Genomic DNA, 22,600 nt, shown 5'->3' with positions numbered 1-22,600 from the left:
TCAGGCGTTCCAGATCTTCTCGGCGTCGCGCTGCCAGTCGGTGAGGATGCCGCCGACGTCCTTGGGCTTGGCGATGAACTTGGTGAGCGCGGTGTCGGCGGTGGGCTGGAGGGCGTCGCTGGAGTCCCGGTTGAAGAACTGGGTGATCTCGGCCGCCTCTTCGATGTGCCTGCGCCCCTTGTTCACCAGGGCGGTGCCGGCGTCCTTCGCGTCGGGGTTGCAGGGCAGGACGGTCCCGGAGGAGCCCTTGATGTAGATCTCCTGGGCCTCGGCGGTGGCGAGGTAGCGCATGAGGTCGAAGACCTGCTCGCGGCGTCCCGTGCGGGCGCTGGCGAAGTAGCCGTCGGTGGGGGCCTCTTCGGCGAGCGGGACCTTGGGATCGATGACGGGGAAGCGGAAGAAATCGATGTCGTCCAGGGCGCTCTTGGGCGCGGCGTCGGCGAAGAAGGTGCCGATGAGCATCATGCCGGTGCGGCCGTTGAGCAGGGCGGTGGTGGCGTCCTGGAAGGCCACGGCGGTGCCGTCGGGGTCGAAGTACGGCAGGACCTCCTGCCAGCGGTCGAAGACCTTGCGCACCTCGGGGTCGTCGAAGCGGTGCTTGCCGGCGAGGAGTTGCCGGTGGTAGGCGGCGCCGTTGATGCGGATGTCGAGGTAGTCGAACCAGGCCGAGGCGACCCATGCCGTGCCGCCGCCGGCGCCGAGCCCGATGGGTGCCACGCCCTTGGTCTTGAGCTTGTCGCACAGGTCGAGGAACTCGTCCCAGCCGGTGGGCGCGCTGACGCCCCACTTGGCGAAGTTCGACTTCCGGTAGAACATGCCCCACCAGTAGTAGGTGGTGGGCACGAAGACCTTCTTGCCGGAGCTCGCGGTGCACAGGCGGTTCAGCGCCTTGGTGTACCGCTTGAGGTCGGGCGAGGAGTTCCAGACGTCGTCCAGGTCGAGGAGCAGGTTCTTCCTGGCGTAGGCGTCCGCGACGGAGCCGGGGTACCAGGTGTAGACGTCCGGCGGGTTGGCGGAGGTCAGGTAGGTCGGCAGCTGGGTGCGGAAGGTCTCCGCGGCCACCGTGTTCAGGCTGGCGTGCCCCTGTCCCTTTCTGCCGTAGGCGGCGACGAGGTCCTCCATCGCGGTCTTGGCCTGCGGCGCGGACAGGTTGGACTGGAGGGTCACCGGGCCCTTGGAGGAGGACTTGGCGGAGGAGGTCGAGGTGACGCAGCTGCTGAGCAGTGCCGTCGCCCCGGCGGCCCCGAGGCCGGCGAGGAAGCTTCGGCGGTTGTGCGGGTGGTTCGTCATGGAGGGCTCCCTGCGGCTCCGAGCGGCGGGGACCGGCCCCCCTTACGGCCGGTCCCCGCTCGCGGCGGATCCAGAGTCGCGTGGCGGTCTCGCCACGTCAAGAATAATTACTAATTTATTTTGAACTGGGTCCGGTGGACGTAGCCGTCGACGCCGCGGTACACCGCGTCGACGGCGCCGCCCGGACCCGCGACCGCTCCGAGTGCGCCGTCGAAGGCCGCGCTGGGGAACTCCTGCCGCTTGGTCCAGCCTCGCCATGCGCCGCCGTCGTACCGCTGCTGCCACAGCGTGTAGTCGGCCGCCCGCGCGTAGAGCACCACGGCGTCGCCCACGGCGACGAGCGTGGGGCTGCCGCTCACCGTGCCGCCGAGCGAGGTCCACTCGGACCACTGCCCCGAGGCGTCCCGCGCGATGGTCCACACGTCGTCCGCGGCGGTGCGCACGGCGACGTGGACACGCCCGCCGGCGTCGACGACCGCGGACGGCCTGCCGTACACCGGCCGGTCGCCGGGTGCGCCGAGCGACGACCAGCCGGACGACGGCCCGCGCTGCACGACCCGCCCGTCGGCGCCCCGGGCGGCCAGCGTCCAGTGCGCGGGGTCGGTGAAGGCCACGGTCGGGGCGTCGGTCAACTGCCCGCCCAGGTCCTGCCAGTCGTCCCAGCGCCCCGCGGAGAAGACCCTGCGGTAGGCGTGGCCGTCGGTTCCGCGGACGAAGACGTCGATACGGCCGCCGGCGGAGCCGTAGGCGGCGGGCTGCCCGAGGATCCGCCCGCCGGCCGGGCCGGCGAGATCCGTGGTCCGCGCCGGCTGGGCGCCGCCCGCCGTGTTCTGCCGGAGCGTGCCGCCCGGCCCGCGGAAGAAGGTGGTCAGCGTGTCGCCGTCGCGCACCACGGCCGGGCTCGCCGAGGTCTTCTGCCCGAGGCTCGCGCCCGGCAGCGCGTCCTGCCCGGTGAGCCCGAGGAAGGCGGTGCCGTGGGCGGGGACCTCGACGGTGTACGAACCGGTGTGCGTGCCGCGGTCGGCGCGGGCGCGCAGGTCACGCACCCGCACGGGCCCGCCGAGGGCGACGTCGGCGAAGTGCACGGTGCGCTCGGCCGCCTGACCTGAGCGGTTGAGCAGGACGACCGCACGCCGGCCATGGCCGGAGAGCACCTTGCTGTAGACGTCTCCGACGGCGTCCGTGGCGACGCGCACTCCCTGGATGCCGAGCGGGTCCTGGTCGACCGCGATGATCTCCGGGTTGCGCAGCGTGGAGATCATCGACGGGGAGAGGGTGCGCGGGTCGGAGCCCAGCACGAGCGGGGAGCCCATCTCGGCCCACATCACGAACTGGGTGGTGGACTCCTCCTGCGTCAGCTCCAGGGAGCCGTCGGCCATGCGGCGCATGGGGATGAGGTAGTCCGGGTCGTTGTAGTGGCCCGGTCCCTGCGCCTCGGGGTGCCAGGCGTTGGCGTCCATGTTGCGCAGGATGTCGGGCCACTCCCCCGGGCTCGGGGTGCCCCAGGCGATGTCCGTGCCGGTGCGCCAGGAGTCCGCGATCGTCGGCGCGTACGCGTAGGTGTTGTGCGCGTCCTGCTCGGGCGTGTGCGGCAGGCCCCAGTCGTCGGTGAGCGGATTGCACAGGTTGAGCAGCATCCTGCGGCCGGACTTGGCGACGGCGTCGCTGAACTCCTTGAAGGCGGGCCCCGGATCGAGTCCGGCACCGATGCCGCACAGGAAGTCGACCTTGATCGCGTCGATCTTCCAGTCGGCGAACTGCCGTGCGTCCTCGGCGTAGTGGCCGCGGCTGCCGAGCCCGCAGCTCCTGCCTCCGTCGTAGGTGCCGGCGTCGGTGTAGATACCGGCCCGCAGACCGCGCTGGTGCAGATAGGAGACCAGAGCCGGGATGCCGGACGGGAACCGGTCGGGGTTGGCCACCAACCGCCCCTGCGCGTCGCGGGGGTTGTCGGCCTGCCAGCCGCCGTCGAGCCAGACGATGTCGTAACCGCTGTCGCGCAGACCGCTGCTCACGAGCTTGTCGGCGACCGCGCGCACCTCCTGCTCGGTGGGGGCGCCGAGTCCGTAGTACGTGTTCCAGCCCATGTAGGGCGTGGGGGCGAGACCGCTGTCGTAGTAGGTGGGCGCTCCTTGGTCCACGGCGCCGGCCGCGCCGGCCTCGGGCACCGCGGAGGCGGTCAGTACGACCGCGATCGCGGCGGCGAGCGCGAGGCGCGTGGTACGGGTGCGCCGCGTTGCGCGTCCGGGCAGGGGTGACGTCACGTGCGACTCCTGGGGGTCGGGGAGCAGAAGAGGCCGCCGTGGGCGGAGGAGGGCGGGGCGTCCCGCGGCTGCGGCGGGCGGCGGTGTCACGGCGAAGACTGTGGCCCGCGACCACGCGGCTGTCAATATTAATTACTAATTTAGTAGCAGCCGCTTGAGTGTCTCTGGGCGCCGGGTGGTGCGGTACGGGGACACGGGCAGCGAGAGCGCAGCTCACCGAGATGAGCGGCCCGATCGCCTGGCCCACTATGGGAAGGACGCGTGTGCGCGGCCCGGAGCGGAGGTGTGGTGCGATGTCGAACGGTGCCGTGCTCATGCGCATCGCCGACGACGGGCGGATCGTCGAGTGCTCGGCGCGGGCCGCGGACCTCCTCGGGCGGTCCCGGCAGGAGGCCGAGGGCCGCACGGTGACCGAGGTGCTGGGCGAGGGCGACGGCGCCGCCGTACGCGGCACCCTGCCGGCGGCTCTGGGCGCGCTCTCCGTCCGGCCGGTCCTCTCCGGCGACTCGCTCACCTGGGAGGTGCGCGACGAGCAGGGCGACGGCGGCACCGCCCTGGACCTGGCGATCCTGCGCACGCTCCTCGTGCACGCTCCGGTCGACCTGACCGTCCTGGACGGGGATCTCCGCATCATCCGGTCCCGGTACGACACGCGGGACACACCGCCCGGTGCGGACGGCACCCGAAGAGACTTCCCCGAAGCCTTGGGCCTCGCGGACCCCGGCAACGAGCGGGCGGTGGCGCACCGGGTCCTCGTGACCGGCGAACCGGCGCTGCACCGCGTCGTACGGTCCGCGCCGAGCAATGGCACGGGCCGGCCCGTGTACTACTCGCTGTCCTACATGCGCCTCGAAGGGGCGGACGGCGAGGTGCTGGGCCTGCTCGTCTCGGCGCTCGACGTGACCGAACGCGAACGCGCGCTGCAGCGGCTGCAGATCCTGGAGAAGATCCGGGCCGCCGTGGGCAACGGTCTCCAAGTCATGGGCGTGTGCCGGGAGTTCGCGGAAGCGGTCGCACCGGCGTTCACACGCGTGGTGGTGGTCGAGGTCATCGAGGACGTCATCCGGGGCGAGGAGCCGCCGTTGGCTCCGGTGGACCACGCCGTGCCCTTGCGCCGGGCCGCCTTCAAGGGGCTGGTGTCGGCTCACGCCGTAGGCGACGTGCGCCGGCTCCCGGAGGGCACGCCCTTCTCCCGCGTCCTGGTCGACCTGCGCCCCAGGCTCGTGACGGTGACGAGCGACAGCCCCTGGCTGGCGGCGGACCCGGCGCGGGCGAACGCGATCGCCCGGTCGGACGTGCACTCCCTGATCGTCGCACCGCTCGCCGTGCGCGGCCAGGCGCTGGGCGTGGTCAGCTTCTACCGCCACCAGGACGAGGAGCCCTTCGACGAGGCGGACATCGCGCTCACCTCGGACCTCTGCGCACACGCGGCCCTGTGCATCGACAACGCCCGCCGGTTCACCCGGGAGCGGACCATCGCCGCGACCGTGAAGCGCAGGCTCCTGCCGCAGCGGGCGTCGGCTCCGTCCACGGTGGACGTCGCCCCGATGCACATCCCGGGGCCGGGCGGCGGAGGCGCATGGTTCGACGTGATCGAACTGGCCGGGGGCCGCACCGCGCTGGTCCTCGGGGACGTGCGCGGCCGGGGCATCGCCACCGCGACCACGATGGGGCAGCTCAGGACCGTCATCCACGCACTGGCCGCGCTGGACCTGGAGCCGGACGAGCTGATGGCGCGGCTCAGCGACACCGCCGCGCAGCTGGCCGCCGAACGCGCGGCGCTCCCCGCCGGAGACCCCCTGCACGATGTGCCGCTGACGGCCGGCTGCTCGATCGTGGTCTACGACTCGGTCGACCACACCTGCACCGTCGTCCGCGCGGGCCTGTCCGAGCCGTACCTGGTCCGCCCCGGTGGCGGCGTGGAGACCGTGGCCGCGCCGGGGGGCCCGGTACTGGCCGGCGGCGACCGCGCCCCGTTCCCCGCGACCGAGGTCCCGCTGCCGGCCGGCGGCATCCTCGCCCTCGGCAACGAGGACCTGCTGCGGAGCGAACCGCGCATGCGTGCCGTGCTGCGCCAGGGCGCCGAACTGCCGCTCGGCGAACTGAGCGACGCGCTCGCCTACGTGCTGCGGGACCAGGAGAGCGAGAAACTGATGCTCCTGGCCCGCGCCCGAGGGCTGCCCGCCGACCAGGTGCTGACGGTGCCGCTGCCCGAGGACTTCGCGGCCGTCGCGGAGGCCAGGGCGGCGGCGCGCAGACAGCTCGGCACCTGGGGCATCGATCCTGACCATGCGTTCACCACGGAGCTCGTCCTCAGCGAGCTGGTCACCAACGCGCTGCGCCACGGCGCTCCGCCGTACCGGTTGCGGCTCATCCTCGACGAGCGTCTGACCTGCGAGGTCCGTGACGCCGGTGACAGCGCCCCGCATCTGAAGCACGCCCGCACGGTCGACGAGGGCGGTCGCGGACTCTTCATCGTCGCGAGCGTCGCGGACGGGTGGGGCATCCGGTACCACGCGCAGGGCAAGACGGTCTGGGCCCAGCAGAGGACCGCTCCGCCGAGGCAGCCGCAGACGCCGTTCGCGGTCGGGCACAGCTGACCCGAGCGCGGCTCCCGACAACAACGCGTCAGCCACGGCCAGGACTTCCGGTACCGGTCGCGTCCGCAACGGCTGTCCCGGTGCCGCGGCGTGCAGCGATGCCGGGAACGCAGGCCCAGCCGAGTCCCGCTCACTCGGTCACCGGTCTTTGCGCGTTCGCCAAAGCCGTGCTTCGCCGGTGGCGGGCCGGGAACGACGAAGCGGTTCGGCTGTCCGCCGCCGTCCCCGGGGTTGACAGGAGGCTGCGCGCACCACAGCCTATGGCAACGTTGTCATTACCGGTTGCGGCAGCGGGCGTGCCGAGCCGGTCCGGCTTGGGCTGCCGTTTTCTGATGGGACATCACCTCATGACAGATCAGTCGGGTCCGTCGCGCCATCCGTCGAGACGGACCGTCGTCACCACGGGTACCACTCTGCTGGCCGCCTTCGGCGCCGGTTCCCTGCTCCCGGGCACGACCGCCGCTGCCGCTCCCGTCGGCGCGCCGCTCAACACCGCGGCCGAACCGGTGGAGTTGGCTCTGTACCGGCCCGTTTCCGTCTCGTCCACGGCCTACGCCGCGACCCCCGGCTCCTTCACGGTGGACCGCCTGGCCTCCCCCGGCGTCCGGGGCAGCGGCTGGCGCGCCGAGGACGGTGACCCGCAGTGGATAGCCGTCGACCTCCAGTCGGTCTGCGACGTCACCCGGGTGCGTCTCGTCTTCGAGGCGGACGCCTCGGACCCGGTGTACACGCCGCCCACCGCGGGCAACGTGCACAGCGGCACCACGGGCCAGGAGATCCAGTCGAGTTACTCGCTGGTGTTCGTGGTCGAGACGTCCCCGGACGGCGACACCTGGACGAGCGTGTACCGCACCACGGCGGGCACGGGCGGCGCCGTGGACATACAGCTTCCCCGCCCCGTGCCGGCCCGCTGGGTGCGCATGACCTCCCAGAAGCGCTCCAGCCCGCTCCCCCTGGGCCTCAACGGCTTCGAGGTCTACGGCACCGCCGGGGAGCACCGCCCCTCGGCGACCGGCTGGACCGACTGGGGCGACCGGCACGGCGAGGCGCCGAGGCTGACGGTCGCCGACGACGGGACCGTGCCCGTGGAGTCGGGCTGGCGGCTCACCATGGACGACTGGGCCGGCGCGGACGGCGCCGGGCTGTCGCGGACGTCCGTCGACACCAGCACCTGGCTGCCCGCGACCGTCCCCGGCACCGTACTGGGCTCACTCGTGGAGCAGGGGAAGCTGCCCGACCCGGTGGCGGGCCTGAACAACCTGCGCATACCGGAGGCGCTGTCGCGCCACTCCTGGTGGTACAAGCGGGACTTCACGCTGCCGCACGGCCTCGCCACCGGCGCCGGCCGGCACCTCTGGCTGGAGTTCGACGGCGTCAACCACAAGGCCGATGTGTGGCTCAACGGCGAACGGGTGGGTGACCTGACGTACCCCTTCGCCCGTGCCGCCTTCGACGTCACCCGGCAGCTCACGGAGAGCGGCGAGAACGCGCTCGCCGTGAAGATCACTCCGATGCCGGTTCCGGGCAGCCCCGGGGACAAGGGCCCACTGGGCGAGTCCTGGGTGGACGCGGGCGCCCAGCAGATGAACCTCAACTCCCCCACCTACCTCGCGTCGTCGGGCTGGGACTGGATGCCGGCGGTACGCGACCGCGCGGCGGGCATCTGGAACCACGTGCGCCTCCGCCCGACCGGGCATGTCGTCATCGGCGACCCGCGCGTGGACACCGTGCTGCCCGCGCTGCCGGACGTCTCGGTGGCCGAGCTGACGATCGTCGTCCCGGTACGCAACGCCGACACCGTCGAGCACCGGGCGACGGTCACCGCCGCCTTCGACGGGGTACGGGTGTCGAAGACCGTCACCGTGGGCGCCGGCGCGAGCCTCGACGTCGTCTTCTCCCCCGACGCCTTCGGGCAGTTGAAGCTGCGGAACCCCCGCCTGTGGTGGCCGAACGGTCTCGGCGAGGCCACGCTGCACGATCTCACGCTCACGGCGTCGGTGAACGGCCAGGAGAGCGACCGGCGCACCACCCGCTTCGGCATACGGCAGTTCGGCTACGAGTACGACGTACCGCTGCCGTTCACCGCCTCCGGCGACGCCTACACCCAGACGGTGACCTTCGACCGGCAGCAGGCCCGGCACGTGCGCATCAGATGCCTGACCCGGGCCACCTCCTGGGGCAGCTCCCTGTGGACCCTCTCGGTCCGGGACAGCACCCGGCCCGGCACCGACCTCGCCCTGCACGCCCACGCCGAGGCCTCGAGCACCGACGAGGACGACCACGGCGCGGGCAACGCCACCGACGGCGACGCCGGCACCCGCTGGTCCTCCGCCTACGAGGACGACCAGTGGATCAGCGTCGACCTCGGCTCGCCCCAGTCCTTCGACCAGGTCGACCTCACCTGGGAACAGGCCTATGCCAGGACCTTCGTGGTGCAGGTCTCCCCGAACGGCTCGGACTGGACCGATGTGAAGCCGGTGGACAACAGGGCTGTCCCGCTGCCGTTCAACAACGGCAACGCCAGCCTGCAGATCGAGGACTTCGCCCGGCGGACCGGACGCTATGTGCGCCTCGACTGCGGCCTCAGGAACACCAGTTGGGGCAACTCCCTGTGGTCGCTCGGTGTCGTGGACCGCAGCGACCCGGGCACCGACCTCGCCCTGCACCAGAAGGCCACCGCCTCCACCGAGGACCCCGACCATCCCGCGTCGCACGCCACCGACGGAGACCCGGACACCCGCTGGTCCTCCGCGTACGAGGACCATCAGTGGATCCAGGTGGACCTGGGCTCCACGCGGACGTTCGACCGCGTCGCCGTAGTCTGGGAGACCGCCTACCCGAAGTCGTACACGATCCAGGTGTCCGACGACGGCGAGCGGTGGACCGACGTCAAGAGCGTGTCGAACACGCCCGACCCGCTGAAGATCAGCGTCAACGGCGTCCGCGTGCTGGCACGCGGCGGCAACTGGGGCTGGGACGAGCTGCTGCGCCGGATGCCGGCGGAGCGCATGGACGCCGCGGTGCTCATGCACCGGGACATGAACTTCACGATGATCCGCAACTGGGTCGGCACGAGCGACCGGGAGGAGTTCTTCGCCGCCTGTGACCGGTACGGCATCCTGGTGTGGAACGACTTCCCCAACGCGTGGGGCATGGACCCGCCGGATCACGACGCGTTCAACGCGCTCGCCCGTGACACCGTGCTGCGCTACCGCATCCACCCCTGCGTGGTGGTGTGGTGCGGCGCGAACGAGGGCAACCCTCCGGCCGCCGTCGACAAGGGCATGCGCGAGGCGGTGGAGCAGCAGGTGCCCGGCGTGCTCTACCAGAACAACTCGGCGGGCGGCATCGTCACGGGCGGCGGCCCCTACGGCTGGGTGGAGCCGGAGAGGTACTTCGACCCGATGACCTACGGCAGCCGTGACTTCGGCTTCCACACCGAGATCGGCATGCCCGTCGTCTCCACCGCCGCGAGCACCCGCAGCATGACGGGCGACGAGCCGGAGTGGCCCGTACGCGGCGCCTGGTACTACCACAACTGGAGTGAGCACGGCAATCAGGCGCCGCAGAACTACAAGGCGGCCATCGAGGCCCGCCTCGGTGAGGCCGGTGACCTGGACGACTTCGCCCGCAAGGCACAGTTCGTCAACTACGAGAACGCCCGCGCCATGTTCGAGGCCTGGAACGCCCACCTGTGGGACAACGCGTCGGGCCTGATGCTGTGGATGTCCCACCCGGCCTGGCACAGCACGGTCTGGCAGACGTACGACTACGACTTCGACGTCAACGGCATGTACTTCGGGGCGCGTTCGGGCTGCGAGCCGCTGCACGTCCAGGCCGATCCGGTGAAGTGGCAGGTGACAGCGGTGAACCACACCTCCACCGACCTGCGCGGCGCCAGGGTCACCGCCCGGCTCCACGACCTTTCCGGCCGGCTGCTCGGCACGGACATGACGGCACGGGTGGACGTAGCGCGGGCGTCCACCACCGAGGCGTTCACCGCACCGTGGACGGACGGCCTCCCGGACCTGCACCTGCTGCGGCTGACCCTGGAGGACTCCGCAGGCAGGGAACTGTCACGGAACACCTACTGGCGCTACCGCGAAGCCGCCGCGCTGCGCGGCCTGAACAAGGTGAAGCAGGTGAGGCTGACGGGCGCGATCACCCACACCTCGCGCACCCGTGACCGCCGGGAGCTGACGGCCGTGATCCGCAACCAGGGTTCGGCGGTGGCCGCCATGGTACGGCTGTCGCTCCTGGACGGCCCGCAGGGTCACCGTGTGCTGCCGACGCTGTACAGCGACAACTACCTGTGGCTGCTGCCTGGTGAGTCCCGGACGGTGCGGCTGTCCTGGCCGTCGGCGGCCTGCCCGTCACGGCACCCGGTGCTGACGGCGGAGGCGTACAACAGCCCGGTGGTCACGCTGCACGGCTGAGACCCATCGCCGCTGCGGTCCCGCCGCACGGGCGGGACCGCAGCGCGTCACGGACGTGCTCGGCCGCGGGAGGAGGTGCGGGCCCACAGCAGGAACGCGAGCGCGGTGACGCCGAGTCCGGTCACGCAGACGCCGCCCCAGCCGGCCTGCGCCCACACCAAGGACGCCACGGCCGAGCCGAGTGCGCCACCCGCGAAGTAGAACGTCATGTAGACGCTGTTGACCCGGTTGCGGACGGCCGCGTCGGCGTCGTGGACGACGCGCTGGTTGAGCACGTGCAGCCCCTGCACACCGACGTCCAGGATCAGCACACCCGCGATCATGCCGCCCAGAGTGTCCCCCGCTGTCAGCAGCACGAAGTAGGCGACGGCGATGAGGGCGAGGGCGACGGCCGTGGGCAGGGGGTGGGTGTGCCGCCTGACACGGCCGGCGAGGTTGGCGGCCATCGCGCCGGCGGCGCCCAGCAGGCCGAACAGGCCGATGACGGCGGGCGAGTAGGCGAACGGGGCCCCGCTCAGCCGGAGCGCGGCGGTCGACCAGAAGACGCTGAACGCGGCGAACCCGAGGGCGCCGTAGACGGAACGGACGCGGACCGCTGCGTCGCGCCGGTAGATGCGGACGGTGGAGCGCAGCACCTCGCCGTAGCCGAGGCGACGCACGGGCAGGGCGTCAGCGACATGCAGGGCGCGGCGCAGGACCAGGTTGACGAGGATCATCAGCGCCGCGGCGCCGAGGAACAGCGGGCGCCAGCCGACGAGTTCGGTCACCGCACCGGCGACGGTCCGCGCGAGCAGCATGCCGGTGAGCAGGCCGCTGATGACGGTCGCCACGGTGCGCCCGCGCTGGGCGTCGTCGGCGAGCTGGGCCGCGGCGGCCACGAGCACCTGGGCCGCCACGTTCGCGAGGCCGAGCACGCCGAAGGCGACCAGGGCGACCGGCAGTCCGGCGGCGAGGCCCACCACGGCCAGCGCGGCGGCGTCGAGCAGCAGCAGAACGGTCAGCAGGGACCGGCACGTGACGATGTCCGCCAGCGGCAGCACGAACACCAGGCCCAGGGCGAAACCGAGTTGGGTGACGGTGACGACGGCACCGGCGGCGCCCGTGGAGGTGTCCGTCGAGCGCGCGATCACACCGAGGAGTGGCTGTGCGTAGTACACGTTGGCGGCGATCGCGCCGGTGACCGCCGCCAGCAGCAGGGTCAGGGTGCGGGACATTCCCCGGCCGGCGGGAGCCGCCGCGGTGACGGTCCCTGGTGCGGTGGTCTGGGACATGGAGGATCTCCTGCTCGGTGGTCGGCTTCAGCAGAGAGCGGTGTCCACGTTCCGGCAGCAGTGTGGAGACGTCCAAGACCTCTTTCGTCGCAGCTGATGCTCGATGGGCATGGGCCGGCTGATGCCCGACGGGTATCACAGACGCCGCAAGAGGTCTTGGACGGAGGTCCGTCACCGGGCGCAGGCTGGTCAGCGAAGTCACCGGCCCACACGGACAGGAGCCACCCCCATGAAGATCTTCCTCACCGGCGGATCCGGATACATCGGCAAGGCCACGATCAGCGCGCTGGTCCGGCACGGACACAGCGTCGAGGCGCTGGCCCGCAACGACCGCGCCGCCGAGACGGTCGGCGCCCTCGGGGCGAAGCCCGTGCGCGGGGGTCTGGGAGACCTCGGCGTACTGAACGCCGCGGCGGCCCGCGCCGAGGCGGTCGTCCACCTGGCGCAGGCCGGGACCGGCGACGAGGACCTCGCGGCCGCCACCGCGATGCAGGACGGCATCGGCGCCGGCACCTACGTGCACACCGGCGGCACCTGGGTCTACGGCGACACCGGCGGGCTCGTGGACGAGACGGCTCCCTGGAACCCGCCGGCCCTGGTCGCCTGGCGCAGGCCCGTCGAGGACGCCGTCCTGCAGCGTGCGCAGCAGGGTGGCCGCCCCGTGGTGGTGCAGCCCGGCCTGCTGTACGGCGGCGAGAACCGCCTGATCGACGCGTTCTACACCTCTCCGGGCGAGGCAGCGGGCGCCGTCCCCTGCATCGGCGACGGCGCGAACCGCTGGGCGCTGGTGCACATCGACGACATCGCGGAGCTGTACGTGGCCGCGCTCAGGGCGAAGCCCGGGTCGGTGTACGTCGGCGTGGGCGGCGTGAACCCCACCGCCAAGGAGTGCGCGCTGGCCGTCGCCCGGTCCGCCGGCCTCGACGGCAAGGTCGCCTCCCTCACGCTGGAGCAGGCCCGCGAGCAGATGGGCCCGATCGCGGACGCCTTCGCCCTCGACCAGCAGTTCACCCCCGCGCGCGCGAAGGCGGAGCTGGGATGGACCCCGGTGCACACCGACCCGCTGGCCGTGCTCGCCGCCGGCGAGTGAGCCGGGCCGGGAAGGGGCGGGCGCCGTCTGCGACGGTCTCCCGCCCCCGGGGCAGTACATTCGGGATCACATGCCTCGGTCGTCCCCCGAGGCCGATCGAGGCGGTGGCATCCAGGACGGTCCCGTGACCAGGCGGTCGTCCGAAGGAGAAAGTGAGCGGTGAGCCCGGGTGGATCTCGACCTGCGCAAGCTCCGGTATTTCGTGGCGGTGGCCGAGGAACTCAACTTCGGGCGCGCGGCCGAGCGGCTGCACATCGCCCAGCCCGTCCTGTCCCGGCAGATCCGAAGCCTCGAGGATGATCTCGGCGCGGAGGTCTTCGACCGGGACCGGCGCGGCACGCTGCTCACACCGGCCGGGCAGCAGTTGCTGGAGGACGCCGTCCCGCTGCTCGCCTCCGCCCAGGCACTGATCCGGCGCGTGAAGGCGGCGGCGCAGGACACCCCCACGCTGACCATCGGCTTCATGCCCGGCATCACGGTCACCCCCGCCACGGCGGCCTTCACTACGCGTCACCCCGGCGTCAACGTGCGCCTGCTGCGCACCAGTTGGGAGGACCAGGTCGAGGTGCTCCGCGACGGCCGCGCGGACATCGGCGTCGTACGACTTCCCATCGACCAGCACGGCCTTCAGGTGCGGCCGCTCTTCAACGAGCCGCGGGTCGTCATTCTGCCGGCGGGGCACCGCCTGGCGGACAGGACGTCGGTGACCGTGACGGACCTCGCTTCCGAGCATCTGCTCCAGGACCCGGACGCCGTTCCCGAGTGGCGTGACGTGGCACTGGAGCTGCGCGGCAAGGGGCGCCCCGAGGTGCCTCCCATCCACCAGGTGGAGGAGAAGCTGGAACTGGTGGCCTCGGGCGCCGGCATCTGCGTGCTGCCGCTCTCCACCGCCACCTTCTACACCCGTCCGGACGTCGTTCCACTGCCCGTGGAGGGGATCGGCCCCAACGAGGTCGCCCTGGCGTGGGTGGCGACCCGCCGCTCCGCCCTCATCCACGACTTCGCCGAGGCGGCGACGGAGACCCTGGGCCGGCCCCGGACCGACGAAGGCACTCCTGGACAGTGAAGTGTGTCCGAACCTGCTCCGCTGATCCTGATGGCCCACAACAGCCGTCGGCCTGAGCACGCAGCTCGCGAACGGCGCGAGGCCGCGTGGTCTTCTGACCTCAGCGAGCGCGATCCGAGTGCTGCGGGTCAGGGCTGTTCGCCCACGAGAGCGATGGCGCGCGTCTCGGGAACTCCCAGCATCAGCAGGGTCGTGATCGTCGCGGCCCGGGCGCCGAGGGTCCCGTTCGACAGGTCGCTGCCCGCGATGGCGAACACGACGCCGTAGGCAACCTGACTCAGAATGCCCGAGGGCAGGTGCTGTGCGAACACGTCGCTGTCCTGGCCCCTTTTCACGAGGTCGGCGAGGAGCTCGTCGAGTGGCCCGAGCAGCCCGTGGATCGCCTCGCCGTACTCGCCACGGCGCAGCGCCAGCAGCACCCGGTACCGGTGCGCCACCGGCCAGATGCGGGCGATGAATGCGGCCCACGCCGCGTCCGCTTCCGCGCCGGAGGCGTTGACTTCGGTGAGCACGGCCGCCATCTCGGTGACGGCACGTTCCGTGAGTGTCCGGATCAGGTCGAGGCGCGAGGGGAAGTGGCCATAGACCGTGCGACGGACGACGCCGGCAGCGGAGGCGATCTCGCCCATTCCGGCGTCGGGGTTCTCTCCCAGGACATCGAGGGCGACGTCGAGGATGCGATCGCGTGTCTCGTTCATCGAGCGCACACGGGAGGACTCGGTGGGCACGACACCACTATTGCACACCGCTGTGCAGCGAGATAGATTGCACACTGGTGTGCAATGCACACCAGTGTGCAACGGAGAGTTGCGCTGTGCTTCGAGGCTCAGGAGAAGAGAAGGCAATGACCGCACCGACGTCGCCGGCCTCGGCCCTCGTCCGCCCGTTCACCGTCTCGGTCCCGGATGCGGAGATCGACGACCTGAAGCATCGACTGGCCAGAACCCGATGGCCGGACCCGGAAACGGTGGGCGACTGGTCGCAAGGGGTTCGCGTAGAGAACGCCAGGTCGCTGGTCGACTACTGGCAGCGCGGCTACGACTGGCGGCGCTTCGAGTCCGAGCTCAATCGCTTCCCCCAGTTCCTGACCGAGATCGACGGGCTGGACATCCACTTCATCCACGTCAGGTCCAAGAATCCCGGCGCGATGCCGCTGATACTCACGCACGGATGGCCGGGCTCGATCGTCGAGTTCCTGAAGCTGATCGGCCCGCTGACCGATCCGGTTCCGTTCGGAGGAGACGCCGCCGACTCGTTCGACGTCGTCGTCCCGTCGCTCCCCGGGTTCGGGTTCTCCCAGAAGCCCACGGAGACCGGGTGGACCGTATCGCGCATCGCAAGCGCGTGGGCGGAGCTGATGAAGCGTCTCGGTTACACGAGATGGGCCGCGCAAGGCGGTGATTGGGGGGCCGTCGTCACCACCGCCCTCGGGGCCATGCAACCCGAGGGACTTCTCGGAATTCATCTGAACACCCAGTACGCCTTTCCCGCGCAGATACCCGGCACCTTGTCGCCCGAACAGCGCTACGCCGTGGAGACCCTCGCCCTCTACACCGGCGAACTCGGCGGGTCGAACCACCTTCAGGGCACGAAGCCGGAGACCGTCGGATTCGCCCTGGCGGACTCACCCGCTGGTCAGGCAGCCTGGATCTACGAGAAGTTCCAGTCCAAGACCGACAACCACGGGCTCGCCGAGGAGGCCCTCGGCATCGACGACATGCTCGACGCTATCTCCCTCTACTGGTTCACCAACAGCGCAGCGTCGTCCGGCCGCATCTACTGGGAGAACAAGTCGCGCACGTTCGCCGGCCCGAAGCTGACGCTTCCGGTCGCCGTGACCGTCTTCCCGAGGGACATCCCACGCCTGCCACGAAGCTGGATCGAAGACACCTACAGCAATCTGATCCACTACGGCGAGGCCCCCAAGGGCGGGCACTTCGCGGCCTTGGAACAGCCCGAGATCCTGGTCAGCGAAATCCGCACCGGCCTGCGCACCCTTCGCTCCTGACGCCACCGCGCGACTCTTCATCTGCCGGCCCAGGCCCCGGACCCGCGCAGCGCTGGTCAGCCCGGGAAGGCCCCGCGCCTTGCCGCGCCCCTCGCCCACGTCATCAGCGCCGTTCTCGGCCAGTTCGCCGTGGACGCCTAAACTACGGGAACCGGAAGAGTTCGTACTCGTCGATCACGTGGAATCCCATGCGCCGGTACACCCCGGCGCCCAGGCTGCTGGCTTGCAGGGTGCCCGTGCGCAGACCGCGCTCCCGTCCGGCGTGCAGGGCCGCGGACGTGAGGGCGGACCCTACGCCCCGGCGGCGGTGGGCTTCGGCGGTGGTGACCACGTAGATGCCTGCGACGTCGTGCGCCGCGAACATGAGGGCGGTCCCCACGGGCCGATCCTCGAGGTATCCGGTGAGACGGACGGCATCCGGAGCGTCGGGCCGTGTGGTCGCACTCGACAAGGCCGCCCAGCAGCTGCGGAGCGAAGCCGAACGAGGGGCTGTAGAGGCGGACCCACTCCGTGAGTGCGTCCATGCTGTCGACGGCCCTGATCCGCAGGGCAGGAGGGCCGCTGATGTCGGGGAGCCAGCCGGTGTCGACGGCCGTGATCGGCATCGAGCCGGTCCGGGTTGCGCCGTGCTCGACAAGCCTGTCCCGGACCTCGGGGGCACTGTCCGGGCCCACCCACCACATCCATGGCACTCCGGCCAGGGCGTGGACGGCGTGCTCGACACATGTGTCGGTCCGGTCGCTGTCGCGCAGGCGCAGGACTCCGTTGAGGGAGGGGTGGGGCAGCCCGCTGCGGTAGTAGGTCAGGCAGTCGTCCTGCCGGTCCTGGGCGCCCCAGCCGAGCCAGGAGTCCCGGCAGTTGGCCGGCAGCGAGTGGAAGGAGGGCGTGGCATCTCGCATCTGGAGATCCGCCCGGCCTCCGACGCACACCCGCTCGGCGGTGGACAGCGCGCCGAACTCCTGGCGTGGATACGCTTCGCCGACCGCAGACCGCTGGACGCCCGGACACTGGTCGTCATCGCCGACGCCCTGCCGCCCGCGCTGTTCGCCCTGTGGACTGTGCCGAGGCCGGTACCGACCGCCGAGCTGACCGTGCACTTCACCGACGCCCTGGACGGCCGCCCCGCGCAGGACTGGGCGCTGGTCCGTATCCGCACCGAGCATGCCGGCAGCGGCTGGGCCATCGAGAACAGCGCCATCTGGGCCACCGACGGCCGACTGCTCGCCCTCGCCCGCCAAGCACGCACCGTACGCGAGCAGTTCGGAGCCCCACGCGCGGGCTGAACTCGCCCGCTCTCGGCCCTGGTTGACGGCCACGTCAGCGTGGCGGTCGCTCGCGCCGCCGCAGGGTGCTGGTGCCTCCGGGCATGTCTCGCTCACCGCCCGCAGGCCGCGGCCATAGATGCCGGGGGCGCAGGGGCAGAACCCGTTCCCGCTGCTCACGGCTCGACGCGCTGCGTGGGAAGAGCCGCGCGATACTGAAGGAGGTCGGCCCGGCCGTCGGCTTAAGCCTGCCCACACCGAGCGGGGTGGCCGCCTGATCCGGCGGGGTGGTGGTGATGGACGCAGAGGGCGAGGTCCCCGTCGACGGGGCAGCGGACTGGGGTGATCCGTACCAGCGGATGTCGGAGGCGTTCCCCGCACTGGCGGAGGAGCAGGTGGGTCGTGCCTCGCGCATCGGACACGTCGAGTACGTCCGGGCCGGTACGGTGCTGTTCCGGCGCGGAGACCGCGGCGTGGACTTCTTCATCGTCCTGGACGGCAGCATCGAGATCTTCCAGGACTCCCTCGACGGCGTGCCGCAACTGCTCACCGTGCACGGCCGATACCACTTCACCGGTGAACTGGCCCTCTTCAACGACCAGAAACTGCTGGTGACGGGCCGGATGGGTGAGGACGGGCGGGTGCTGAGACTGCGCCTGCCGCAGCTGCGCCGGCTGCTGTCGGCGGAACCGGACATCGCCGACGTCGTGCTGCGCGCCTTCATCCTGCGCCGCCTCGGCTTCATCCAGCACGGTCAGGCCACCGTGGTGGTCGCCGGGCCGCCGACGACCGCGGACACACTGCGGGTGCTGCGCTTCCTCAGACGCAACGGCTATCCGGTCACCGGAGTGGATCCCACCTCGGGGGCCGGGGCTCGGCAGCTGCTGGCTCACTACGGCCTCGAGGGGCGCAGGGACTGGCCTGTGGTCGTCTACGGACCTGGGCGTGTGCTGGACAACCCCGGCAACCAGGAGCTGGCCCGCAGCCTGGGCATCTGCGCGGACCTGGAGCCGGGCACGGTGTTCGACGTGGCCGTGATCGGCGCCGGTCCGGCCGGGCTCGGTGCCGCCGTCTACGCCGCTTCGGAAGGGCTGCGCACGGTCGTGCTGGAGTCCGAGGCGCCAGGGGGCCAGGCCAGTACCTCTTCCATGATCGAGAACTACCTTGGCTTTCCCACCGGGGTGACCGGCCAGGCACTGGCCGCACGGGCACAGGTCCAGGCTCAGAAGTTCGGTGCGCGCATCGCCCTGCCGCGCACGGTGACGAGCCTGGACTGCAGCCGCCGGCCCTACGCGCTGCGCCTGGACGACGGGGAGCAGGTACTCACCCGGTGTGTGGTGGTGGCGACCGGCGCTCACTACCGTCGTCTGGACGTGGACGATCTGGGACGGTTCGAGGGCAACGGCATCCACTACGCGGCCACCGCCGTGGAGGCCGGACTGTGCGCCGGTGAGGAGGTGGTGGTGGTCGGCGGCGCCAACTCGGCGGGTCAAGCGGCGGTCTTCCTCTCCCAACACGCTCGCCGCGTCCACATGCTGGTCCGCGGCACGGGACTTTCCGACAGCATGTCCCGCTACCTCGAGGACCGCATCGAGGCGTCCACCCGTATCGCCCTGCACCTGCAGAGCGAACTCACCGCCCTCCGCGGTGAGCGGCACCTCACCCACGTCCAGTGGGCCGACCGCCGCACCGGCGCCGTCGAGACACATCCCGTGGCCAATGTGTTCCTGATGCTCGGCGCCACCCCGAACACCGGCTGGCTGTGCGACTGCGTCGAGACCGACCACCGCGGCTTCGTCCGCGTCGGCATGGAGGTCACCGATCGAAGCCACTACCCCGACGCCGGGCCACCGGGCGGACTGGAGACCAGCCTGCCCGGCGTCTTCGCCGTCGGTGACGTACGTGCCGGTTCGGTCAAGCGCGTCGCGTCCGCGGTCGGCGAGGGCTCCGGAGTCGTCTCCGCCGTTCACCGAGCCCTGGCCGCCGACAGCACCTGATTCGCCCACCGTCACCGGCGCGGGCGCGTCCACCTCTCCGCATGGCCGGCTCGGCTGCGGCGGCTGGCGGCTGGCGGCTGGCGGCTGGCGGCTGGCGGCTGGCGGCTGGCGGCGACAGGCTGGACAGGACGCCGCTCATAGCCCTGACTAAACTCGTCACACCTGGGAGGAACGCCACGAAACGCCGCCGAGAACCCGGAAGCGGTGCGATCGGAATGATGCTGGCGATCATGTTTGCGGTGCTTGCCGCCGGCAGCAACGCCTGGGGGACGGTGCTCCAACGGCGTGCGGCCACCGCGGCGCCCGAATCCCGTTCCCCTCTGGGCCTGGTCGGGAACCTTCTGCGCAATCCTGTCTGGCTCGGCGGAATCCTCGGAGTGATCTGTTCCGCGCTGTTCCAGGCCCTGGCTCTGAACGCGGGAACCCTGGCGGCCGTACAGCCGGTCTTCATCCTCGAACTGCCGCTCGCGCTCTTGTTCGGCAGCATGGTGTTCCGGGTCCAAGTGTCCCGGAGGGCATGGTTCGCCGTGGTCTGCATCTTCGCCGGGCTCGCCGTCAGCCTCTTCTCGGCCGCCCCCTCCGGCGGACGCGCGCAGGTGCCCGCGGTGTGGTGGATACCGACGATCACGGTCATCTGCGGAGTCGAGGCCGCTCTCGTCCTCGTGGGGCTCAGGCGCCCGCACGGCCTCGCGCGGGCGGCCAGTCTGGCCGCGGGGGCGGCCATCGGCAACGCGCTCACGGCGGCCCTGGTGAAGTCCGCGATGGAGATACTGTCCCGGCAGGGAGCCGTCGGATTCTTCCTCGCCTGGCAGACCTACGGCTTCGCGGTGGTCGGCTCGCTCTCCATCATCCTGCTGGGGTACGCCATGCAGGGAGGCCCGCTCATCGCCTCCCAGCCCGCACTCACGTTGGGTGACGCCACGGTCAGCTTCTGCCTCGGTGTCACCCTCTTCGCGGAGTCACCACGGCACGGCATGTGGGTGGCGCCGGCACTGCTCGGGATCGCGGTGCTCTCCTACGGCGTTTTCACGCTCTCCCGTACTCGGTGCCTGGCGAAATGCGTCAACCACGAGGACACGGAAGACCAGAGGCCGGAGCGCCGACCGGCGACGACCATGTGACGCCGGGGCGCCGCTGAAGGAAACGATCGCGCCCACACCCGCGGTCAGGGCACTACGCCGGTGCTGTGGCTGCTCCGCAGGACACGCCGCACCAGAGGCGACTCCCGGCCTTCAGCCCGCGGTACGACGACTACGCCACCATCGGACATGAAGGCCCCGCAATGGACACCCGTGCGCTGCGATCGAGGGCTTCACATGGGCCGAGGACCATGGCGGCGGCTTTCGCCTCCGCCGTCGAGCCGTTCGGCGAGGAGCATCGCCGCGTCGTCCGCCAGGTAGCCGTGTGTGTGACGGATCAGTTCCTGGTACAACTGTTCCAGGAAGTCGGACGGAGTGGACGGGCGCACCGACTCGGTGGTCTCGGTCAGCGGAAAGAAGTCGCCGTCGGGGCTGCGGGCCTCGATCACGCCGTCCGTGTGCAGCAGGAGACGGTCACCGGGTGCGAACGGGTAGCTCTCCGTTCTGGCAGGCGAGTCGGTGATGAACTCTTCCAGGCCCAGGGGCGGCAGCGGGGAGGCGGAAGTGAGGGCCTCCACCTTGTCCTGGCGGCGCACCAGCGGGGGCGGATGGCCGCGATTGACCACATGGACGACGAAGGCGTCCGAGACCTGAACCACGAGAGCGGTCACGAAGTCCTCCGTGTGCTGGTCTTCCCCGTCCTGATCGACACCGCCGGTCGTCGTCCGCTCGCGTTCCAGCGCTGCCGCGCAGTGACGCACCACCTCCACCAGGTCCTCGTCGTAGTGCGCGGCCTCCCGGAACGCGCCCAGCACGGCCGCGGCCAGGCGCACGGCGGGCAGCCCCTTGCCCCGGACATCTCCGACGATCATCCGGACCCCGTACCGGGTGTGCACCGCCTCGTACAGATCACCACCGATCTGCGCGCCCGTCTCCGCCGCGACGTACATGCTGGCCATCTGCACGGGGCCCAGCCGTGGCGGCACGGGGCGCAACAGAACCCGTTGTGCGGCCTCGGCGACCCGGCGAACCTGGTTCAGCTCACTCTCCCTGCGCGCGCGCACGGCATTACTCATGGTGACGCTCGCTGCCGACACCACGAACAGGGAGATGAGATTGCTGGAGACCTGGCCACCCCAGCTGTCGTGGAGGGTTGCCGTGACGACGGTGACGGTCAACGCTCCGGCAGCTGCTGAAAGGGTGCCTCGGGGACCCATCGTCAACGAAGCCAACGCCGGCATGGCGGCGAGGAGAGGGCCGGTGATCAACGCGTGCGCAGGGGAAAGCTCGATCCCCAGCGCGAGCAGTATGACCACGAATGGCACACACTGCGCGACTCTGAAGAGAACCCGGCTATGACCACCCGCCGCCGATGGGCCGGATGGGCGGATGAGCGACCGCATGGCTACAGCCTGCCTCCATGACGTCGGGTGTTCCACCCGGCGGACTCTGAGCGCTCGCCGAGCCGCCGGAGCGGTCCGGACACGAGTCTGACCACAGCAAGCCGGATCGTCAGGCTCACCTGCGCACTGCCCGTCGAAGAAGATCGCCGACGCGTCCGCGGTTCGGCCTGCTTCAGCCAACGACGTGCGCGGGATCGGTCTTGCCGTCCGCCGTGACGCCCAGGAGGTCCAAGGCCCCCTGGATCGCGTGGTTGAACGGTTCGGCGGACTGCTCGGCGCGCGCCAGCGCGTAGCCTCCTTGGACGATGGCCGCCAGTGCAGCGGCGGTCTGCTCAGGCCTCAGACTCGCGTCCAGTTCACCGGCCGCCCGGGCCTCGGCGATGGCCTCGGTCAGGCATTGGACCAGGACGGTGAAGGTGTCTCGGACCGGTTTTCGCAGCTCGTCGTCGGCGATGATCTCGGGGTCGCCCGCAAGTCGTCCGACACTGCAACCCCGCAGCACGTCGCGTTCCAGCAGCAGGTAGGCGACGATTCGCTGCAGCCCGGAGCCGTTGCCGGAGAAGATCTGGCGGAGCTGCGCCTGCATCAGCTCCGCACTGCGGCGCTCGGCCGCCAGGATCAGATCGGGTTTGCCCTTGAAGTGGTGGTACATGCTGCCGTGGCCGATTCCTGAGCGGCGCAGGACGGCCGTGGGACTCGTACCCACGTAGCCGCGGTCCCAGATCAGCTGTCGGGCGCTTTCGATGAGGCGTGCCCTGGGGTCGGAGGATGTTTCCACGTCTCCACCATACATACATGTATGTATGCTCGGCACGGCAGGGCGCGGTCCGCTCCGCG

The 22,600-nt window shown here is 71.0% G+C and carries 15 protein-coding genes; 8 read left to right on the top strand and 7 right to left on the bottom strand.

Annotation, left to right across the window (positions count from 1 at the left end; translation table 11 throughout):
- Positions 1 to 1,290 (bottom strand): ABC transporter substrate-binding protein, encoded by a 1,290-nt coding sequence (locus ACGFZN_RS17945; protein ID WP_393859414.1) that lies wholly within the window; start codon positions 1,288 to 1,290, stop codon positions 1 to 3.
- A gap of 110 nt (positions 1,291 to 1,400) precedes the next feature.
- On the bottom strand, positions 1,401 to 3,551 hold the full coding sequence (locus ACGFZN_RS17940; RefSeq protein ID WP_393859413.1) for a glycoside hydrolase family 27 protein: 2,151 nt from the start codon (positions 3,549 to 3,551) through the stop codon (positions 1,401 to 1,403).
- A 293-nt stretch (positions 3,552 to 3,844) separates the two neighbouring features.
- Here ACGFZN_RS17940 and ACGFZN_RS17935 point away from each other — a divergent pair, with 293 nt between their 5' ends.
- Both ACGFZN_RS17935 and ACGFZN_RS17930 read left to right on the top strand, forming a co-directional pair.
- Complete coding sequence (locus ACGFZN_RS17935; protein ID WP_393859412.1) at positions 3,845 to 6,151, top strand: SpoIIE family protein phosphatase; 2,307 nt, start codon at positions 3,845 to 3,847, stop codon at positions 6,149 to 6,151.
- A gap of 347 nt (positions 6,152 to 6,498) precedes the next feature.
- On the top strand, positions 6,499 to 10,587 hold the full coding sequence (locus ACGFZN_RS17930; protein WP_393859411.1) for a discoidin domain-containing protein: 4,089 nt from the start codon (positions 6,499 to 6,501) through the stop codon (positions 10,585 to 10,587).
- A gap of 47 nt (positions 10,588 to 10,634) precedes the next feature.
- Here ACGFZN_RS17930 and ACGFZN_RS17925 read toward each other — a convergent pair whose 3' ends face one another.
- Positions 10,635 to 11,858 carry an MFS transporter gene (locus ACGFZN_RS17925; protein WP_393859410.1) on the bottom strand — a complete coding sequence of 408 codons (1,224 nt, stop codon included), beginning with the start codon at positions 11,856 to 11,858 and terminating at the stop codon, positions 10,635 to 10,637.
- A gap of 229 nt (positions 11,859 to 12,087) precedes the next feature.
- On the opposite strand from ACGFZN_RS17925, the gene ACGFZN_RS17920 reads away from it, so the two are divergent.
- A complete protein-coding gene (locus ACGFZN_RS17920; protein WP_393859409.1) occupies positions 12,088 to 12,948 on the top strand; it encodes an NAD-dependent epimerase/dehydratase family protein in 861 nt (286 codons plus the stop codon).
- Between the two features lie 169 nt (positions 12,949 to 13,117).
- Positions 13,118 to 14,014: a LysR family transcriptional regulator gene (locus tag ACGFZN_RS17915; protein WP_393859408.1), complete on the top strand. Its 897-nt coding sequence runs from the start codon at positions 13,118 to 13,120 to the stop codon at positions 14,012 to 14,014.
- A gap of 128 nt (positions 14,015 to 14,142) precedes the next feature.
- Here the strand turns inward: ACGFZN_RS17915 and ACGFZN_RS17910 are convergent, their stop codons facing one another.
- Positions 14,143 to 14,742 (bottom strand): TetR/AcrR family transcriptional regulator, encoded by a 600-nt coding sequence (locus tag ACGFZN_RS17910; protein ID WP_393859407.1) that lies wholly within the window; start codon positions 14,740 to 14,742, stop codon positions 14,143 to 14,145.
- A gap of 116 nt (positions 14,743 to 14,858) precedes the next feature.
- Here ACGFZN_RS17910 and ACGFZN_RS17905 point away from each other — a divergent pair, with 116 nt between their 5' ends.
- Entirely contained in the window at positions 14,859 to 16,022 is a 1,164-nt protein-coding gene (locus ACGFZN_RS17905; protein ID WP_393859406.1) for an epoxide hydrolase family protein, read from the top strand.
- A 142-nt stretch (positions 16,023 to 16,164) separates the two neighbouring features.
- Here the strand turns inward: ACGFZN_RS17905 and ACGFZN_RS17900 are convergent, their stop codons facing one another.
- Entirely contained in the window at positions 16,165 to 16,683 is a 519-nt protein-coding gene (locus ACGFZN_RS17900) for a GNAT family N-acetyltransferase (protein ID WP_393859405.1), read from the bottom strand.
- Between the two features lie 211 nt (positions 16,684 to 16,894).
- Here ACGFZN_RS17900 and ACGFZN_RS17895 point away from each other — a divergent pair, with 211 nt between their 5' ends.
- From ACGFZN_RS17895 to ACGFZN_RS17885, 3 genes are all read left to right on the top strand, one after another.
- Positions 16,895 to 17,305: a hypothetical protein gene (locus ACGFZN_RS17895; RefSeq protein WP_393859404.1), complete on the top strand. Its 411-nt coding sequence runs from the start codon at positions 16,895 to 16,897 to the stop codon at positions 17,303 to 17,305.
- 275 nt (positions 17,306 to 17,580) lie between these two features.
- Complete coding sequence (locus ACGFZN_RS17890) at positions 17,581 to 19,281, top strand: FAD-dependent oxidoreductase (RefSeq protein WP_393859403.1); 1,701 nt, start codon at positions 17,581 to 17,583, stop codon at positions 19,279 to 19,281.
- 230 nt (positions 19,282 to 19,511) lie between these two features.
- Positions 19,512 to 20,402: a DMT family transporter gene (locus tag ACGFZN_RS17885; protein ID WP_393859402.1), complete on the top strand. Its 891-nt coding sequence runs from the start codon at positions 19,512 to 19,514 to the stop codon at positions 20,400 to 20,402.
- Positions 20,403 to 20,593: 191 nt separating this feature from the next.
- Here ACGFZN_RS17885 and ACGFZN_RS17880 read toward each other — a convergent pair whose 3' ends face one another.
- Both ACGFZN_RS17880 and ACGFZN_RS17875 read right to left on the bottom strand, forming a co-directional pair.
- Positions 20,594 to 21,763 carry a PP2C family protein-serine/threonine phosphatase gene (locus ACGFZN_RS17880; RefSeq protein WP_393859401.1) on the bottom strand — a complete coding sequence of 390 codons (1,170 nt, stop codon included), beginning with the start codon at positions 21,761 to 21,763 and terminating at the stop codon, positions 20,594 to 20,596.
- Between the two features lie 172 nt (positions 21,764 to 21,935).
- Positions 21,936 to 22,556: a TetR family transcriptional regulator gene (locus tag ACGFZN_RS17875; protein ID WP_393859400.1), complete on the bottom strand. Its 621-nt coding sequence runs from the start codon at positions 22,554 to 22,556 to the stop codon at positions 21,936 to 21,938.
- Positions 22,557 to 22,600: the final 44 nt, after the last annotated feature.

The organism is Streptomyces sp. NPDC048192, from assembly GCF_043202415.1.
In the GTDB taxonomy this organism is placed as follows: Bacteria; Actinomycetota; Actinomycetes; order Streptomycetales; family Streptomycetaceae; genus Streptomyces.
This window is presented reverse-complemented; position numbering and strand designations above follow the sequence as displayed.